Origin of the sequence: Microcoleus sp. Pol8_D6 (genome assembly GCF_036700965.1) — a bacterium.
Classification (GTDB): domain Bacteria; phylum Cyanobacteriota; class Cyanobacteriia; order Cyanobacteriales; family Microcoleaceae; genus Microcoleus.
The window spans coordinates 1-15,413 of record NZ_JAUBPW010000032.1; the positions used below are offsets into that span (position 1 = coordinate 1).

14 protein-coding genes are annotated in these 15,413 nt (G+C 46.2%); 8 read left to right on the forward strand and 6 right to left on the reverse strand.

Features of this window, described 5'->3' with window-relative positions:
• Positions 1–307: 307 nt before the first annotated feature.
• The gene (locus QUA10_RS14665; protein ID WP_333083308.1) at positions 308–1,408 is read left to right on the forward strand and encodes an iron-containing redox enzyme family protein; all 1,101 of its coding nucleotides are present in this window, start codon (positions 308–310) and stop codon (positions 1,406–1,408) included.
• Between the two features lie 177 nt (positions 1,409–1,585).
• Here QUA10_RS14665 and QUA10_RS14670 read toward each other — a convergent pair whose 3' ends face one another.
• Positions 1,586–2,305 (reverse strand): SAM-dependent methyltransferase, encoded by a 720-nt coding sequence (locus QUA10_RS14670; protein ID WP_333083307.1) that lies wholly within the window; start codon positions 2,303–2,305, stop codon positions 1,586–1,588.
• Between the two features lie 251 nt (positions 2,306–2,556).
• Here QUA10_RS14670 and QUA10_RS14675 point away from each other — a divergent pair, with 251 nt between their 5' ends.
• Positions 2,557–3,189 carry a hypothetical protein gene (locus tag QUA10_RS14675; RefSeq protein WP_333083305.1) on the forward strand — a complete coding sequence of 211 codons (633 nt, stop codon included), beginning with the start codon at positions 2,557–2,559 and terminating at the stop codon, positions 3,187–3,189.
• Between the two features lie 223 nt (positions 3,190–3,412).
• Here QUA10_RS14675 and QUA10_RS14680 read toward each other — a convergent pair whose 3' ends face one another.
• Positions 3,413–3,655 carry a ChaB family protein gene (locus QUA10_RS14680; RefSeq protein WP_190662935.1) on the reverse strand — a complete coding sequence of 81 codons (243 nt, stop codon included), beginning with the start codon at positions 3,653–3,655 and terminating at the stop codon, positions 3,413–3,415.
• A gap of 201 nt (positions 3,656–3,856) precedes the next feature.
• Positions 3,857–4,336, reverse strand: a complete 480-nt coding sequence (locus tag QUA10_RS14685; protein ID WP_333083304.1) for a YqhA family protein — start codon at positions 4,334–4,336, stop codon at positions 3,857–3,859.
• 860 nt (positions 4,337–5,196) lie between these two features.
• On the opposite strand from QUA10_RS14685, the gene QUA10_RS14690 reads away from it, so the two are divergent.
• Entirely contained in the window at positions 5,197–6,108 is a 912-nt protein-coding gene (locus QUA10_RS14690) for a hypothetical protein (RefSeq protein ID WP_333083303.1), read from the forward strand.
• Positions 6,109–6,179: 71 nt separating this feature from the next.
• Positions 6,180–6,974, forward strand: a complete 795-nt coding sequence (locus tag QUA10_RS14695; RefSeq protein ID WP_333083301.1) for a DUF4142 domain-containing protein — start codon at positions 6,180–6,182, stop codon at positions 6,972–6,974.
• 592 nt (positions 6,975–7,566) lie between these two features.
• Here the strand turns inward: QUA10_RS14695 and QUA10_RS14700 are convergent.
• Positions 7,567–7,935, reverse strand: coding sequence for a Lin0512 family protein (locus QUA10_RS14700; RefSeq protein WP_333083299.1), 369 nt, complete (start codon positions 7,933–7,935; stop codon positions 7,567–7,569).
• A gap of 272 nt (positions 7,936–8,207) precedes the next feature.
• On the opposite strand from QUA10_RS14700, the gene QUA10_RS14705 reads away from it, so the two are divergent.
• Complete coding sequence (locus QUA10_RS14705; RefSeq protein WP_333083297.1) at positions 8,208–9,122, forward strand: branched-chain amino acid transaminase; 915 nt, start codon at positions 8,208–8,210, stop codon at positions 9,120–9,122.
• 187 nt (positions 9,123–9,309) lie between these two features.
• On the opposite strand, the gene fghA is transcribed toward QUA10_RS14705, so the two are convergent.
• Together fghA and QUA10_RS14715 are read right to left on the reverse strand one after the other, a co-directional pair.
• Positions 9,310–10,164: an S-formylglutathione hydrolase gene (gene fghA, locus QUA10_RS14710; protein WP_333083295.1), complete on the reverse strand. Its 855-nt coding sequence runs from the start codon at positions 10,162–10,164 to the stop codon at positions 9,310–9,312.
• Positions 10,165–10,245: 81 nt separating this feature from the next.
• On the reverse strand, positions 10,246–11,355 hold the full coding sequence (locus QUA10_RS14715) for an S-(hydroxymethyl)glutathione dehydrogenase/class III alcohol dehydrogenase (RefSeq protein ID WP_333083294.1): 1,110 nt from the start codon (positions 11,353–11,355) through the stop codon (positions 10,246–10,248).
• Between the two features lie 77 nt (positions 11,356–11,432).
• Between QUA10_RS14715 and QUA10_RS14720 the strand changes: the two genes are divergently transcribed.
• The 3 genes from QUA10_RS14720 (at position 11,433) to sppA (ending at position 15,390) form a co-directional block, all read left to right on the forward strand.
• Positions 11,433–12,116, forward strand: a complete 684-nt coding sequence (locus tag QUA10_RS14720; RefSeq protein ID WP_333083293.1) for an SDR family oxidoreductase — start codon at positions 11,433–11,435, stop codon at positions 12,114–12,116.
• A gap of 145 nt (positions 12,117–12,261) precedes the next feature.
• The gene (gene fni / locus QUA10_RS14725; RefSeq protein WP_333083292.1) at positions 12,262–13,311 is read left to right on the forward strand and encodes a type 2 isopentenyl-diphosphate Delta-isomerase; all 1,050 of its coding nucleotides are present in this window, start codon (positions 12,262–12,264) and stop codon (positions 13,309–13,311) included.
• Between the two features lie 258 nt (positions 13,312–13,569).
• The gene (gene sppA, locus QUA10_RS14730; protein WP_333083291.1) at positions 13,570–15,390 is read left to right on the forward strand and encodes a signal peptide peptidase SppA; all 1,821 of its coding nucleotides are present in this window, start codon (positions 13,570–13,572) and stop codon (positions 15,388–15,390) included.
• Positions 15,391–15,413 lie beyond the last annotated feature (23 nt).

Sequence of the window (15,413 nt, forward strand, 5' to 3'; positions counted from 1 at the left end):
GGTCGCAGTGTCTTCAATTCTTTCTTGGTAATTTACTTTCATACAATCGTCCTTTTGCTAGAAGTGCTATTGTAGCACATTTTTGGAGAAGTGGTATTAATACCAATTACCTAAACGTTGTTACCTTTAGTCACAAGTTGAAAAGGGTATGAGGCGGTAGCGGTCAAATCTCTATCAATGGAAGGGTGTATGCGGCTGATTGATTCGGTATCGTGAAATTAAGTAGCCATAATCCTCAGCAATCTGCAACGGTTGGCTGTTTTGGCAGGCAGCACCACAATAATTAGAGTTAGCATAACTTGATTCCATGCAAAACACGATAGACATACTTCCTTCTTCAGACTCGCGGACTCTTTCTAAAAAGCAACCCGTACTCCCAAATTATGAAGCAGCCGATCGGCAATTTGTCAATTTGCTAGAAGTCGAGGATTTAGACAAGACGGTGGCGACAAAACCGTTACTTGTCAGCGATTTTGAAAGCGCGATCGCCTATGCAATTCAAGCAGCTTACCAACAGGAACCGGGCGATGAGGCCGCTCACCGCTTCTTGCAGCGCGTGCTTTACCGCATCAACCGCCTCAACTTGTTTTGGTACGATGATTTGCGCCGCTACAACAACGAGCGATCGCACTATTTGCGTTCCGTGCGCGATCGCATTGAGGAACCTTGGCAGCAGTGGGAAATCGCGCAAATCGACGTTGCAGCGCTGCAAAAATTGCCGGATGTCAAGCAAGCTCTGCGCGATCGCGCGGCCGCCGATGTCGATCCTCCTTTGAACGAGAGCGATCGCTATTTGCGCGAACACATGACTGAAGAGGGATACAAACACCTGCTGGCGATCGCCTCCTTCGACGGTTTAGTGGAAGCCAGCCGTGTTTCTCGCATCATCGGCGGTGCCGGCAACGAAATTCAGTGCACCCTTACGCGAGTGCTGATCGAAGAATACGGCGGCGGTCGTCTCCCCCGCAAGCATTCGACCTTTTTTGCCCAAATGCTGGCTGAATTCGGGATGAGTACAGAACCGGAAGCGTACTTCGATTTAGTGCCTTGGCAAGTGCTCGCAAGCATTAATCACAACTTCCTGCTGACGGAACGCAAGCGCCATTTTCTGCGCTACAACGGTGGACTCACTTATTTTGAGGTCGCGGGGCCCGTGGCTTACCGCAATTATCTAGCCGCCGCCCAGCGTCTGGGCCTGTCGCAGGCTGCGATGGGTTATTGGGAACTGCACATCAAAGAAGATGAGCGTCACGGCCGCTGGATGTTGGATGAAGTGGCGATCCCGCTGGTTGATAGATACCCACAGGAGGCTTGGGAACTGGTGTTGGGGTACGATCAGGAGAAGTCGATCGGCGATCGGGCTGCTGCTGCTGTGGTGCGATCGATCCAAGCTTCAGAACGGAATTAAGGGCTATCTAGGGTGCATAAGTCTTGGATGCACGCTAGATCTTGCACCTTTCTCAATAAGCCTTTGAGGAACAGGCAAGATGCCTGTTCCACAAAGAGTGTATTTCTTGTGGAACAGGCATCTTGCCTGTTGCTGACAATGGTGGAACACGCAAGATGAACCTGCCACCGCTGTATTTCACAATGCTGTCATTAACTGAATGAGCTCGATCGACAAATCTCTTTGCGACTTTTGGTGCTTCTTAAACAAAACTCCAGCCAGCAGATAGATATTTTCCGTATAAAAAGCCATTCCCTGTTCTCTAAGAGTGGCGATCGCGCTTTTCACTTTGGGTTCCGAACTATAATAGCCAAAAGTTAAAGGTGCAATTTCAAAATTCGCAACCGAGTAGCCTCGATCCAAGGCATAATCGATCAAACCCACAGGATTAGAATAACTAGAAACCATCAGCAAAACTTCATCGCTGCCCAAAGATAAAAGTTTATTAGCAATTGTACAACCATCATTCCCGCCGTGCAACAGTGGCTGGTAGATTTTATCATCTACTGCAGGCAAGTAAGGGGGATTTGAGATGACACAATCCGCCGACTCGTATAAAGGCGAATCAAAAAAAGAGCAATTGTTGACGGTGTATTTTTCGCTGAGTTGATATTCTTTAATTTGAGACTGAGCAATTTTCCAAGCTACATTATTTAGCTCAAATCCCTGTATTGTCCCCTCAAAATCACTTCTCAGCAAAGACTTAATAACTGGACTTCCCTCTCCTGAACCAAACTCTACGATAAGTCGAGAATTGTCACTAGCATTTAACACTAAACTTTCCAAGCAGTGCGCGTAAAAATCCGATTCTTCCGGGCAGTGGAATACCTGTTTCAGAGGATGGGATGAAGTGAGCATAAATTCTGTAACAAAGTTGACTATTTTTAAAGTATCGAATAAGTAATATCCCAGCCATCTGTCGCAAGAGCTATTTTATCAAACTCCTCTGCAATCTCTCTCTTCCTGTTTGAGTTCGTGCGAGCAACTAACTATTACTGCCGACAGATTATCAAATTAACTAGATTAATCCGATTGACAGATTGCAATTATAGCGATTGCTGGTGAGATAGTACCTAAGCAAATAATTGTAAGTTTTAATAGTGTCAGATATGAGCTTTTTTAATTATTCAGTTCCGCCTCTGCGCCGGAAACAGATTAACATTGAGGTTCAGGATTTAGAAGGGCTTTGGCAGGTTCAGTTTCCCCTGGGCAAAGATCGATTTTATTCACAATTTTACACTTGTCTCGATCGAACTTGCTTGCTGTGGAGCTTGCTGTTAATACCCATCTTCGGCACAGCACAATTTTTTTCGGTGAGTTGGATGCTGCAAGCTGGTTTGTGGTCAGCCCTCAGCCTCGTAGGTACAGCAGCAATGGTAAGCATGACATACTCTTGGGTCAAAATAGAACGCCTGATTTGGGTGCTTTACGGTTGGGTAATACTAATGTTATTAGGATTGTTGCTGACGGATTTAGCAATTTTTCTCAGTTGGGGAAAAGTGTTGGCGAATCTCTGTCCCCTGTGGTTGGGCATGAGCGGAATAGGGTATTTAGGGACTGGATTTGCAGTGCGATCGCGCGCGCTTTTAGCAGCAAGTTTATTTCACCTGTTGGGGATTTTAATTTTACCTTACACTGGCGGTTGGTCTTTCCTATTTACGGGAACCGTAATGGTATTTAGCTTGCTCGTTTTAGCAGAACTGCAATGGGATATGCGCCACCCTATTAACAGGCTGCATTAACTTCTCTACCACCGCGATTCTAACAACTATCAACGTAAAGCATTAACCACAACAGATGAGTACATTGCTCATGAATGATGATATCATGCCCGCTAGAATAACGTCACTGCAATTGGTTAGTAGTAAGGATTCTTCGTTCTCATCAAAATTTGAGGAATGAAGCCCTCACTACACAACGGATAGGGGTTATGTTAGCGGACACGATATTACTGATTGCTGATAACTAATTGCCACCAGACTGTACAGATTTGCGGGTTTGGTTAGTATCGTCGCCCTTATGATGCCACGTGCCACCTTCGCCTTGAACATATTCAGATTTTACACTGTTCCAAGCAACGCTAGTAGCACCATCGGCGCTCATTCCATCTTCGCTAGCGCTCTTAAAAGCCGCCTGAAAAATTTGTTTAGCTCCTTGGGGGAGTTCTTGTGCTTCTGAAGGTAAGGTGTCAAATTGTTGTTCTGGCATAATGACCTCTAATTATTAAACACAAAGTAAATCTTATATACTAGAAGCCACTACTTTCCTCTCTCTAAAAGCAAGTTTAAGATTGCATTCTTATCAGTCCGAAGACAGATGTAACATTAAATTTATTGGGAAAATATAATGCAACTTAATTGCCGTTGCTGGTTCAGCCGGATTTGGCTAATTTCGAGCCTCAAACAGCCATTAATCTGACTTCGGCTTTTTCACCTGCGAACTTAGAAAATACGTCAGTGCAGTGATTACTAAAGCGATACCCGCTCCCAACGGAAGGATGTTCGTCCCGCCGTTCCACCGAACTACCTCAGAGAGAAACAATACACTCAACACTACTACAATGACGCTGGTGAGTTTGGTTTTCAGGTCATCGATGGTGTGAATTTCCAGCCAGTGTGGTACTTTGATGCGCTCGTCTATAAACAGCTCGTAAAGTCCGAGTGCAGTAATGTAAAATACTGTGGCGAGGAGAAACAAATCTACAACTTCGATGCAAGACAGAATCAGTTGTTTCGAGTTTTCGCTGGAAACCGGTACTGTAGCTGTGTGGCCGATGGTAATGACGGTTTCCAAGACACCGTAGATCAAAAGCGTCATAGACGCTGCAAAAGAACCTAATACAGCGATTAACATTAGATAGCGACTTCTGGCAAGAATTCGATGCAGCATATTTGATCTCCGCTTGAAAAAAGTGTTAGATAACAAGCGCTCTCTGGCATACCTGTGGCTTTACTATATCAGAGTTTGCCCGATCGCACTCACAAGCAATTCTGACGAGTGCGCCACCCCTGCTTAATTTAATGTCGCACGGGCCCGACTCGAATAGCCCTCAGTTCGCCTTCCTGTTTAACGCAAGTCAAAGCCCAGTCAAAAGCCTTGCTGTTTCGGGGTTCTAGGTGTTCGGGCTACTCAGAGCGAGCGGCGTTTTGAGATAATTTAGTTTCCTGAGAAAATTTGAGCTGTATGCTACCAGGGGAAAAATTGTCAGCAGCAAGTTAAGGAAAAATAGCGATCAAAAAAATTTTAAACTAACTCATCTGGCGGAGTGCTAACCCAAAAGTGACGGTGACCAAATCCAGAATTTCTGCCTCAAAGCACCAGCAGCCGGGGAAAATTTATAGGAAGATCAGCGCCCTTGTCTCAGAAAGCCGGTTGATGCGTATATATCTCGTTACTCAACCCAAAATTTTTCAGATCAACCAGCTTTTTATCCCCCGTATACAAATTTTTATTTAGCTAGTCTGCCGCTCAATCAAATTTCATCCACCACCTGAAAGAAAAAGCTATTTTGTCAAATATTCCTAAAGATGAATGGCGAACTTGAAGTATACGTAATAGCTTATAAACTGTTAACGTAGCGGTGTAATTAATCAGGAAAAAATCATCGAGGCAACGGGACTAAATTTGCTCCCTCACCTTCATTATCCCGCAGCAAAGGTTATAAAATTTGCACGTTACGCTGTCAAGTTGACCCTGCTGTTTTGGCATCACAAGCGATCGCAGCACTCTATGCAAAAGCAAGCATTACCATGAAATCTTCTAAATTGTTGAAAGTTGTTTTAGCAAGCGCTTGTACTTTAGGTTTAGCAACGGTTTCCTTAGCACTGCCTGCTTCAGCCCAGTCGGGCGGTGCTGGCGGCGGTGCTGGCGGCGGTGCCGGCACAGGCACAAGCGGTACAAGCGGTACAAGCGGTACAAGCGGTACAACTGGCACGGGTACAAGCGGTACTGGCACAAGCGGTACAAGCGGTACTGGAACAAGTGGTACAAGCGGTACGACTGGCACGGATACAACCGGTATCAGCGGTACGAGTGGTATCGGTACAAGCGGTACAAGCGGTACAAGCGATACAACGGGTACAACGGGTACAACGGGTACAAGCGGTACAACGGGTACGAGTGGCACCGATACAAGCGGTACAACGGGTACAACGGGTACAACGGGTACAACGGGTACAACGGGTACAAGCGGTACAACGGGTACGAGTGGCACCGGTACAAGCGGTACAACGGGTACGAGTGGCACCGGTACAAGCGGTACAAGCGGTACGAGTGGCACCGATACAAGCGGTACAAGCGGTACGAGTGGCACGGGTACAACTGGTACAAGCGGTACAACTGGTACGACCGGCACCGGCACAAGCGGTACAAGCGGTACGAGTGGCACGGGTACAACTGGTACAAGCGGTACAACCGGTACGAGTGGCACGGGTACAAGGGGTACAACCGATACGACTGGCACTGGTACAACAGGTACAACTGGTACGACTGGCACTGGTACAACAGGTACAACTGGTACGACATCGACGCCGGCTGAAACTAATTCTGGAGTTTTGAGTGCTCGGCGCGATAGCCCCAACAATTTCGGGTGGCTGGGTGCCTTGGGCGCGTTTGGTTTGATCAACTTGTTTCGGAAAGGCAGTACACCATCCCATCGCTAGTTTGGGGGGATTCCCTACGGGATAGCTTCGCTTCACGTACTTTTGAAAACAACTTAGAGGCATAGAAAGTCATGACTTCACTCAATCGCAAAAGTTTGTTCAAAAAATTGGTAACAGTTGCCGGAATTGCCGGCGTTAGTTCCTTGATAGCTGTGCCGGGATTTGCAGAATTAAACCGCCAGACTCACGGCTTCAACCAGTCGGGCGATCGAGTTTTTGAGCTTGCTGATAGCGACTTAAACGATCCTAATTCTCCGGGACCTTCTGTTACAGATCCTAACAACAACAATCCTGGCGGTTCTCCCAACACTCCAAATACCCCCACCAACAACACTCCCGGCCGTTCTCCAAATAGCCCCATCAACAACACTCCCAGCCGTTCTCCCAACACTCCAACAGGTGGCGAAACTTCGCCTAATTCTCTCAGCAGCCAAGACAGAAACTTTGTCATGCAAGCAGGTCAAATTGGTATGCTGGAAGTGGAACTCGGCAGATTGGCAGTGCAGCGCGGTTCTAGTGCAGGTGTGAAACAATACGGGCAAGAAATGGTTGAGGAACACACCCAGGCTAATCAAGAACTGATGCAGGTAGCAATGCAAAAAGGCGTAAAACTGCCAACCGAAATGAGCAGCCAGAACACAGCTTTGATGGATCGACTTTCCGGACTATCCGGTACAAGTTTTGACACCGCTTACAAGCAGGCTATGATCGACAGCCACACTCAGGCTATTGCTTTGTTTCAGGCTCAATCTCAACAGGGACAAGATCCAGACTTGAAGGCTTGGGCCACCCAAAAGTTGCCGAACCTTCAGGCGCACTTGCAAATGGTTAACCAAATGTTGGCAGATACCAGCCAGCCCAAATAGGAGGTAGAGGAGGCAGAGTGCGATCGCATAAAAGCCGATCGCACTCTACCTTTTGTGCTCGGAGAGGGAACAGTAATAAATTCTTTTAAACCCTATAATTTTTGAGAAGAATGGAAGATTTTCTCCGCAACTTGTTGGGCAACAATATTACAGCAACCTGGCTGTTATTAATCGTATGGTTTTGCTGGATTGCTTACATACCCGGTCGCCTGAAAAATTAAAAATTATCAATTAAAACTTCAAAATTAAGTACGTATGCGCCAATAAACCTTACCCTGCAACCAACCTATTGGAGGGTGCCTCAAGCCTCAGATTTTCTACGATATTTCATGCCATATCTCATGAGGCACCCTACAACTTAGTCTAAATTAATCATTTTTTAACAGATAGGCGTTCTATCGCCCGATCGCGGAAACAAGCAAGTGCGATCGGGCGATTTATTCAAACAACACCAAATTATATCATTTCCGGTTACACTCCTTATGATGTTGACGGTTGACTGGTGAATGTTGACGCCGTGAACGCCGTGAACAGTCAACAGTCAACAGTGAACTCGAATTTACTATTCCGATGCTAACGGATTTGATATTAATTAGTCCTCAGTGTCCACAAAAACAGTTACAGCCGCCACAGCGATTAGCATTTCATCATTTTTATCATTCAGAGAGGCGATCGCCCTTCCTGGGACAATCATGCCTCCTTGCTCCACAATCAGAGTTTTGCTGCCAAAAGGCAGCACCGCCAACACATCCTCAGCGCGCACTTGTTCCGGGTAAGGAACAGCCACCTTTACCTCAACAATCATCTGATTGGGGTCAGTCAAACCCGCCACTTCCCAGACCCCCAGCAAAGCATTATGGGCAATCGCATTCCGTACAGCCCTTGCACAGGCGACAGTCGGCTCCTGCCCGTGCTGGTCTATACCCATCCCCATTTCAATAATGAAACATTTACGTGCCATAGTTGCCCCTTGCTTGATTTTTGTTTGTAGTCTATCGCACTTTTTTCCAAAACAATTATCAACCAAACTGACCGCTCTTGATATTATTTTATAAATCGATATCACAACAAAAGAATAATACCAGTCTTAAAAAAAAATCCAACTGTAGGCGAGCTTCAAACCCTTATGAAATCAGTCCTTCTCAATCTCAAATCTCAAATGGTATAACTTATGGTAATATAACCAAATTCAGCTTTCCTCGCGGACTGCCCAACTCATCGCCAGCTTGAATCATGGATAGTTTTCTACCAATTGCCTACTTTCAAAACCAATTTCTCCCATTTACCGACGCCAAAATTTCCATAGCCACCCACGCACTGCACTACGGAACCGGAGTTTTAGGCGGGTTGCGGGGAATTCCCGACCCCCTAAATGCCGATCGAATATTGCTATTTAGATTAGACCGCCACTGTCAAAGATTAAGTCAAAGTGCCAGCTTCCTTCACTGCGATTTACCAGCCAGCAAAATTCAACAAATAATCATTGATTTTGTCCAGAAAAACCAGCCAACAAAATCATTTTATATCCGCCCTTTCGTCTACACATCCAGTTTAGGAATTGCCCCACGACTCCACAACGTAGAAACCGACTTTTTTGTTTACGGATTAGAACTTTCAGACTATTTGCCCAAAGAAGGAGTCAACTGTAGAATTAGCTCTTGGTACCGCCAAGAAGACCGCAGCTTGCCCTTAAGAGGTAAAATTAGCGGTGCTTACATCACCTCAGCATTAGCTAAAACAGAAGCAGTAGAATCCGGCTTCGACGAAGCAATTATGATGAATTCTCAAGGAAAAGTCAGCGAAGCTTCAGGAATGAACATATTTGTCGCCAGAAACGGTAAATTAGTTACTCCCGGTTTCGAGCAAGATATTCTCGAAGGAATTACGAGAGATAGCGTTATAACTATCGCTAGAGACTTAGGAATTGAAGTCACAGAAAGACCAGTTGATAAATCCGAATTGTTGATTGCAGACGAGATTTTCCTGTGCGGAACCGCCGCCAAAATTACGCCTATTAACCGAGTAGAAAACTATCAATTGCCCCAAAATAGACCCATCACCGAAAAGATTTTGGACAAACTAACCGCGATTATCGAAAATCGCGACAGCAAGTACAAAGACTGGGTATTTCCGATTAATCTTAATTAATCGAAAATACCTGCGATCGTAGAAGCGAGTTCACTCGTTACCAGGCTCTGCCTGGTAACGCAGATCATGGAGCATCGGCCTCCACATTTCATGGCAGCCATGCGAGGCAGAGCCTCTGGATATCGGTTCCCAGGTAGAGCCTAACAGTTGTTGTGGAGCAGGCATCTTGCCTGTTTCCTGCTAGGAACTACCCGCACAAAACAGCCGCGTGATGCCGAATGTGATCCTCCATAAAACTAGCTATAAAATAATAGCTATGGTCGTAACCTTCCTGCATCCTTAAAGTTAGTGGCTGTCCCGCTTTTGCACAAGCTTCCGCGAAAACTTCCGGCAACAACTGCCCGTCACCCAGATACGAATCAGCCGTCCCGCAGTCAATTAAAATCGGGCGGTTATATTGCGCCTGAAACACCAATTCGCTAGCATCCCAAGCCTTCCACATCTCTTTGTCGCCACCGAGGTACTGCCCGAATATTTTTTGTCCCCAAGGGCAGCGCATGGGCGCGGAAATAGGCGCAAAAGCGGAAACTGAAAGATAGCGAGATCGATTTTTCAAAGCGCAAATTAACGCCCCGTGTCCGCCCATCGAATGACCGAAAATTCCCTGTTTTTCCGGTATCGCTGGAAAATTTCCTGCGATTAAATTAGGTAATTCATCTACCACATAACTGTACATCCGATAGTGAAAATTCCAAGGTGTGGCTGTCGCATCAACATAAAAACCCGCACCACTTCCTAAATCCCAATCGTCATCTTCGCCGGGGATGCCTGTATTGCGTGGACTGGTGTCGGGCACAACCAGCATTAACCCATATTTTGCCGCAAATTTTTGCGCCCCCGCTTTTGCCATAAAGTTCTCTTCCGTGCAGGTTAAACCTGATAGAAAATACAAAACTGGTACGGGTTGAGATAAAGCTTGCGGCGGCTGATAAACTGCAAATTTCATCTTGCTGTTGCAAGCGGAGGATTGATGGCTATAAAAGCCGAGTTTGCCACCGAAACATTTCTGTTCTTTGTGCAGTTTAAGGGATTCCGATATCATGTTAATTCTATTTCATTTTTGAATTAGATTTTTTTTACCGCAGAGGGCGCAGAGGAAGAGAGAAGAGAGAAAGATTTGTGTTCAAAATGTTAAAACTGTGCGAATTGATTCACCTTTGTGCATCAATTCAAAGGCTTCATTGATTTTGTCGATCGGCATTACCTGAGTTACCAGACTGTCAATATCAATTTTACCGTCCATATACCAATCAACAATCTTAGGAACATCAGTTCTGCCTTTGGCCCCGCCAAAAGCCGTCCCTTTCCAAACCCTGCCAGTTACTAGCTGAAACGGGCGAGTGCTAATTTCTTGACCGGCTCCCGCTACCCCAACAATTACGCTCACACCCCAACCTTTGTGGCAGCATTCTAAAGCTTGGCGCATCACATTAATGTTGCCGATACATTCAAAACTGTAATCAGCTCCACCTTTGGTTAAATCTACTAAATAAGGCACTAAATCGCCTTCCACTTCGTGGGGATTGACAAAGTGAGTCATGCCGAATTTTTCCGCCATCTCTCGCTTGTCGGGATTCAAGTCTACGCCGACAATCATGTTAGCTCCCACCATGCGAGCCGCTTGAATTACATTCAAACCCACGCCACCTAAACCGAAAACTACCACATTAGAACCAGGCTCTACTTTCGCAGTATTTATGACAGCGCCGATGCCAGTTGTTACGCCGCAGCCGATCAAACAAACTTTATCAAAAGGAGCGTCATCGCGAATTTTTGCTACTGCAATTTCCGGCAATACTGTATAATTAGCAAAGGTAGAAGTTCCCATGTAATGGTAAAGTTTCTGCCCGTCTATGGAAAACCTGCTGGTGCCGTCGGGCATCACTCCCTGGCCTTGAGTCACGCGAATTGCTTGACAGAGATTGGTTTTGCGGCTCAAACAATATTCGCAGTTGCGGCATTCGGGAATGTAGAGAGGAATTACCCGATCGCCCACTTTGACACTCGTTACTCCCGGCCCAACTTCTGCGACAATCCCGGCTCCCTCGTGGCCTAAAATAGCAGGAAACAAACCTTCAGGATCGGCACCGGAAAGAGTGTAAGCGTCAGTGTGACAAACACCCGTGGCTTTAATTTCCACCAGCACCTCTCCAGCCCGCGGCCCATCCAGATCCACCATTTCAATGCTCAAAGGTTTGCCGGCACTGCGAGCAACTGCTGCTTTAACTTTCATCTTTCTCCCTTCGATCTATTTGTCAATTGACCCGTCAATATGTATTGTATTACTTAACGTCAAAATTCAGCAGATATATGACAAAATTAATTGTAATTACCGGAGTCAGTCGCGGTCTCGGTCTTGCCATGACCGAAAAGTTTATTGAATTGGGACATACAGTTGTGGGATGCGCCCGTTCTTCCGAAGCGGTGGAAAAACTCAACCAAAAATATAGTGCGCCCCATTATTTTACTTGTTTGGATGTCACCAACGACGATCGAGTAAAAGCTTGGGCAACAGAAATTATGGCACAAAAGAAGCCGCCAGATTTGCTCATCAACAATGCAGCTTTAGTCAACCATCCCGCGCCGCTTTGGTTGGTCAGCAGCGAAGAATTTTCCCAGCTAGTAGATATTAATATTAAAGGTACAGCTAATGTAATTCGCCACTTTGTCCCGGCAATGATTGCTCGAAAAAACGGCATAATTGTCAACTTTAGTTCTGGTTGGGGAAGGTCAACTTCGCCGGAATTCGCGCCCTATTGCGCTTCTAAGTGGGCAATAGAAGGACTTACGCGAGCGCTCGCTCAAGAATTGCCAGCAGGTATGGCAGCAGTTCCTTTGAATCCGGGGATAATTCACACCGATATGCTGGAGATTTGTTTCGGCGAAGATGCGGCAAGTTACACATCAGTCAAAACCTGGGTGCAAAAAGCAGTTCCTTTTTTACTAAAATTAAAACCTTCCGATAACGGAATACCAATGACAGTTCCTGGATAATACAGCAACCCTGGCAGGATTTACGCACATCTCTCTTTTCTTCTCCTCTGCGCCCTCTGCGCTCTCTGCGGTTCATAAAAAAATCTCAAAAATGAAATAAAATTGCTATATTCCCAACTCAAAACTCTTTCCCCAAATAGCAACTGTGAACTTGCCGCTAACCTCCCCCTCGCAAACCGAAACCCGCAAAGCAGACCACCTGCGGATTTGCCTCGAAGAAGACGTACAATTTCGCGAAACTACCAGCGGCCTCGAACACTACCGTTTTGAACACTGCTGTTTGCCAGAACTCGATCGCACTGAAATTGATTTAACCTCCACATTTCTCGGCAAAAAACTAGCCGTTCCCCTGCTAATTTCCTCAATGACTGGCGGCACAGAATTAGCCCAGACAATCAATTATCGCCTCGCCGATGTCGCTCAAGAATACAAACTGGCAATGGGAGTCGGTTCCCAGCGAATTGTTGTAGAAAATCCTCAACTCGCTCCTACATTTGCAGTCCGGCGGCGGGCTCCAGATATTCTGCTATTTGCCAATATCGGAGCGGTTCAATTAAACTACAATTACGGTTTGGAAGAGTGCCAAAAAATTGTTGATATTTTAGAAGCAGATGCTCTAATTTTGCACCTCAATCCGCTGCAAGAGTGCGTTCAAACCGAAGGCGATACTAACTTTAAAGGACTGCTAGATAAAATTGCCACATTGTGCGCTAAATTACCAGTACCAGTTATTGCCAAAGAAGTCGGCAACGGTATTTCAGGAAAGATGGCAAAGAAATTGCTCGCTGCGGGGGTAGGTGCGATCGACATTGCCGGAGCCGGAGGTACTTCTTGGGCGAAAATAGAAGGAGAGCGAGCTAAAGATGGGAAGCAGCGCAGGTTGGGCGCAACCTTTGCCGACTGGGGAATACCGACAGCCGAGTGCATTGTCAGCACCCGCGCCGTAGCACCGGATGTTCCTCTGATTGCCTCTGGAGGCTTGCAGAATGGGTTGGATGCAGCGAAGGCTATAGCTCTTGGCGCGGATATTGCGGGACTGGCGCGACCGTTTTTACAAGCTGCTGCGGAATCGGAATCAGCCGCAGGCGTTCTAGCTGAGGCTTTAATTGCAGAAATCGCCACCGTGATGTTCTGTACGGGCTGCGGTAATTTGGGTGAGTTAAAACATTCTGGGGTTTTGGAAAGGTTAAGATAAAAGAGAGTCAGCAGTCAAAAGTCATTAGTCAGCAGTCAAAAGTCATTAGCTAATAACTACGACAGGAAATAATTGTTTAGTCCTAGTTGCAGGAATTACCCATAATATCGTTTGCGCTGGCATCGGAATAATATTTTTTCGAGTGCAGTGCGAGCGACCAGCTCCCACGCTCGGTATTATTCCGTTCTAACCGGATTTGCTATAACTAATGACTAATGACTATTGACTATTGACTAATAACTAATTACCAATTATCTAATGAAAGATTTCCTAAAATATACCTGTGCAAGTTTACTGGGAACCTTCCTAGGAATGTTGCTGCTGGGCAGCATCGGATTGGGGGGACTGGTACTACTAATTGCTATGGCGGCATCGTCGTCTAAAGATTCAGGCCCGCAAGTCAAAGATAAGTCTGTATTGGTATTAGACCTTTCTTTAAATATCACCGACAGCAAACCGAGCCGTAGCACTAGCGCGGCGATTGAAGAAGTGCTTTCGGAAGATTCCGGCGATACAGTAACGTTGCGGACTGTTTTAGACACGATCGAATATGCTAAAAAAGACCCGAAAATCGTTGGCATTTATCTCGAAGGTAGCTCGGATTCGAGCAGCAGCGGGTTTGCCAATCTCAAAGAAGTTCGAGGGGCATTGCAGCGTTTCCGAGATGCCAAAAAACCCATTTTTGCTTACCAAATGGACTGGAATGAGCGAGATTATTACCTCGGTTCCGTTGCTAATACAGTTGCCGTCAATCCTTACGGAGCTTTGGAAATCAACGGTTTTAGCAGTCAGGCAATGTTTTTCACCGGTGCTTTGGAGAAATACGGCCTGGGAGTGCAAGTGACTCGCGTCGGCAAATACAAGTCAGCCGTTGAGCCGTTTTTGCTCACAAAAATGAGTCCCGAAAATCGCCAGCAAACTCAAAAGTTGCTCGGAGATATGTGGGGAGAATACCTGAAAACTGTCGCCCCGAGTCGCAAAGTGACTGTTCCGCAACTGCAAGCACTTGCAGATAATGGTGGAACCTTGATGGCTGACGAAGCTCTCAAAAGCAAGTTAGTTGATAAAGTTGTATACTTTGACGAAATATCGACTGAACTCAAAAAACTCACAGGAACCGATCGCGAAAACAAATCTTTCAAGCAAATTAGTTTGAAAAACTACGCAAAAATTGCTGAGGATAAAAGCTCAACTCGCGCTAACAAGAAAAACCAAGTTGCTATACTTTACGCTGAAGGAGAGATTGTAGACGGCGAAGGCGGCCCGACTCAAGTAGGAGGCGATCGCATCGCTCAAGAAATGCGGAAAATTCGAGAAGATAACGACGTAAAAGCAGTGGTTTTGCGCGTCAACAGTCCCGGAGGTAGCGCGACGGCGGCCGAAGTCATTGGACGAGAAGTTATGCTGACGGGCAAAAAGAAACCAGTTATCGTTTCGATGGGCAATTTAGCAGCATCCGGCGGCTATTGGATTTCGATGGGTTCCAGCAAAATCTTTGCCGAGCCCAATACGATTACCGGTTCGATCGGCGTTTTTGGAATGCTGTTCAACGCCGAAAAGTTGGCTGCTAACAACGGCCTAACTTGGGACGTGGTGAAAACCGCCCGCTTTGCGGATACTAACACGGTTTCCCGCCCGAAAAATCCTCAAGAATTGGCGAATATTCAGAGGGTAGTTGATCGCATTTACGATCGATTTATTACTAAAGTCGCCGACTCCCGCAAACTGCCGAAAAACAAGGTACAAGAAATTGCTCAAGGCAGAGTGTGGTCTGGTACGGCTGCGAAACAGTTGGGTTTGGTCGATGAAATTGGCGGCCTTGAAGATGCTGTCAGAGAAGCTGCTAAGCAAGCTAAACTCGGCGACGATTGGAAGTTGGAAGAATATCCAAAACGCCGCACTTTGGAGGAGCGAATTTTGGAAAGAATTTCCGGCGTTCACGTGTTGCAACCAGTCGCCAAACTCGACCCGCTAACGGCGGAATTTAAGAAAATGCAAGATGACTTGGCTGTGATCAAGTCTATGAACGACCCGCAGGGGATTTATGTTCGCTTGCCTTTCAATTTGCGGATTGATTAATTAATTGATGATACCAAATCCGG

What these genes read in the sequence shown, in the direction of transcription:
- QUA10_RS14665 (WP_333083308.1), top strand. Translation starts at nt 308, where the DNA reads ATGCAAAACACGATAGACATACTTCCTTCTTCAGACTCGCGGACTCTT.
- QUA10_RS14670 (WP_333083307.1), bottom strand. Translation starts at nt 2,305, where the DNA reads ATGCTCACTTCATCCCATCCTCTGAAACAGGTATTCCACTGCCCGGAA.
- QUA10_RS14675 (WP_333083305.1), top strand. Translation starts at nt 2,557, where the DNA reads ATGAGCTTTTTTAATTATTCAGTTCCGCCTCTGCGCCGGAAACAGATT.
- QUA10_RS14680 (WP_190662935.1), bottom strand. Translation starts at nt 3,655, where the DNA reads ATGCCAGAACAACAATTTGACACCTTACCTTCAGAAGCACAAGAACTC.
- QUA10_RS14685 (WP_333083304.1), bottom strand. Translation starts at nt 4,336, where the DNA reads ATGCTGCATCGAATTCTTGCCAGAAGTCGCTATCTAATGTTAATCGCT.
- QUA10_RS14690 (WP_333083303.1), top strand. Translation starts at nt 5,197, where the DNA reads ATGAAATCTTCTAAATTGTTGAAAGTTGTTTTAGCAAGCGCTTGTACT.
- QUA10_RS14695 (WP_333083301.1), top strand. Translation starts at nt 6,180, where the DNA reads ATGACTTCACTCAATCGCAAAAGTTTGTTCAAAAAATTGGTAACAGTT.
- QUA10_RS14700 (WP_333083299.1), bottom strand. Translation starts at nt 7,935, where the DNA reads ATGGCACGTAAATGTTTCATTATTGAAATGGGGATGGGTATAGACCAG.
- QUA10_RS14705 (WP_333083297.1), top strand. Translation starts at nt 8,208, where the DNA reads ATGGATAGTTTTCTACCAATTGCCTACTTTCAAAACCAATTTCTCCCA.
- fghA (WP_333083295.1), bottom strand. Translation starts at nt 10,164, where the DNA reads ATGATATCGGAATCCCTTAAACTGCACAAAGAACAGAAATGTTTCGGT.
- QUA10_RS14715 (WP_333083294.1), bottom strand. Translation starts at nt 11,355, where the DNA reads ATGAAAGTTAAAGCAGCAGTTGCTCGCAGTGCCGGCAAACCTTTGAGC.
- QUA10_RS14720 (WP_333083293.1), top strand. Translation starts at nt 11,433, where the DNA reads ATGACAAAATTAATTGTAATTACCGGAGTCAGTCGCGGTCTCGGTCTT.
- sppA (WP_333083291.1), top strand. Translation starts at nt 13,570, where the DNA reads ATGAAAGATTTCCTAAAATATACCTGTGCAAGTTTACTGGGAACCTTC.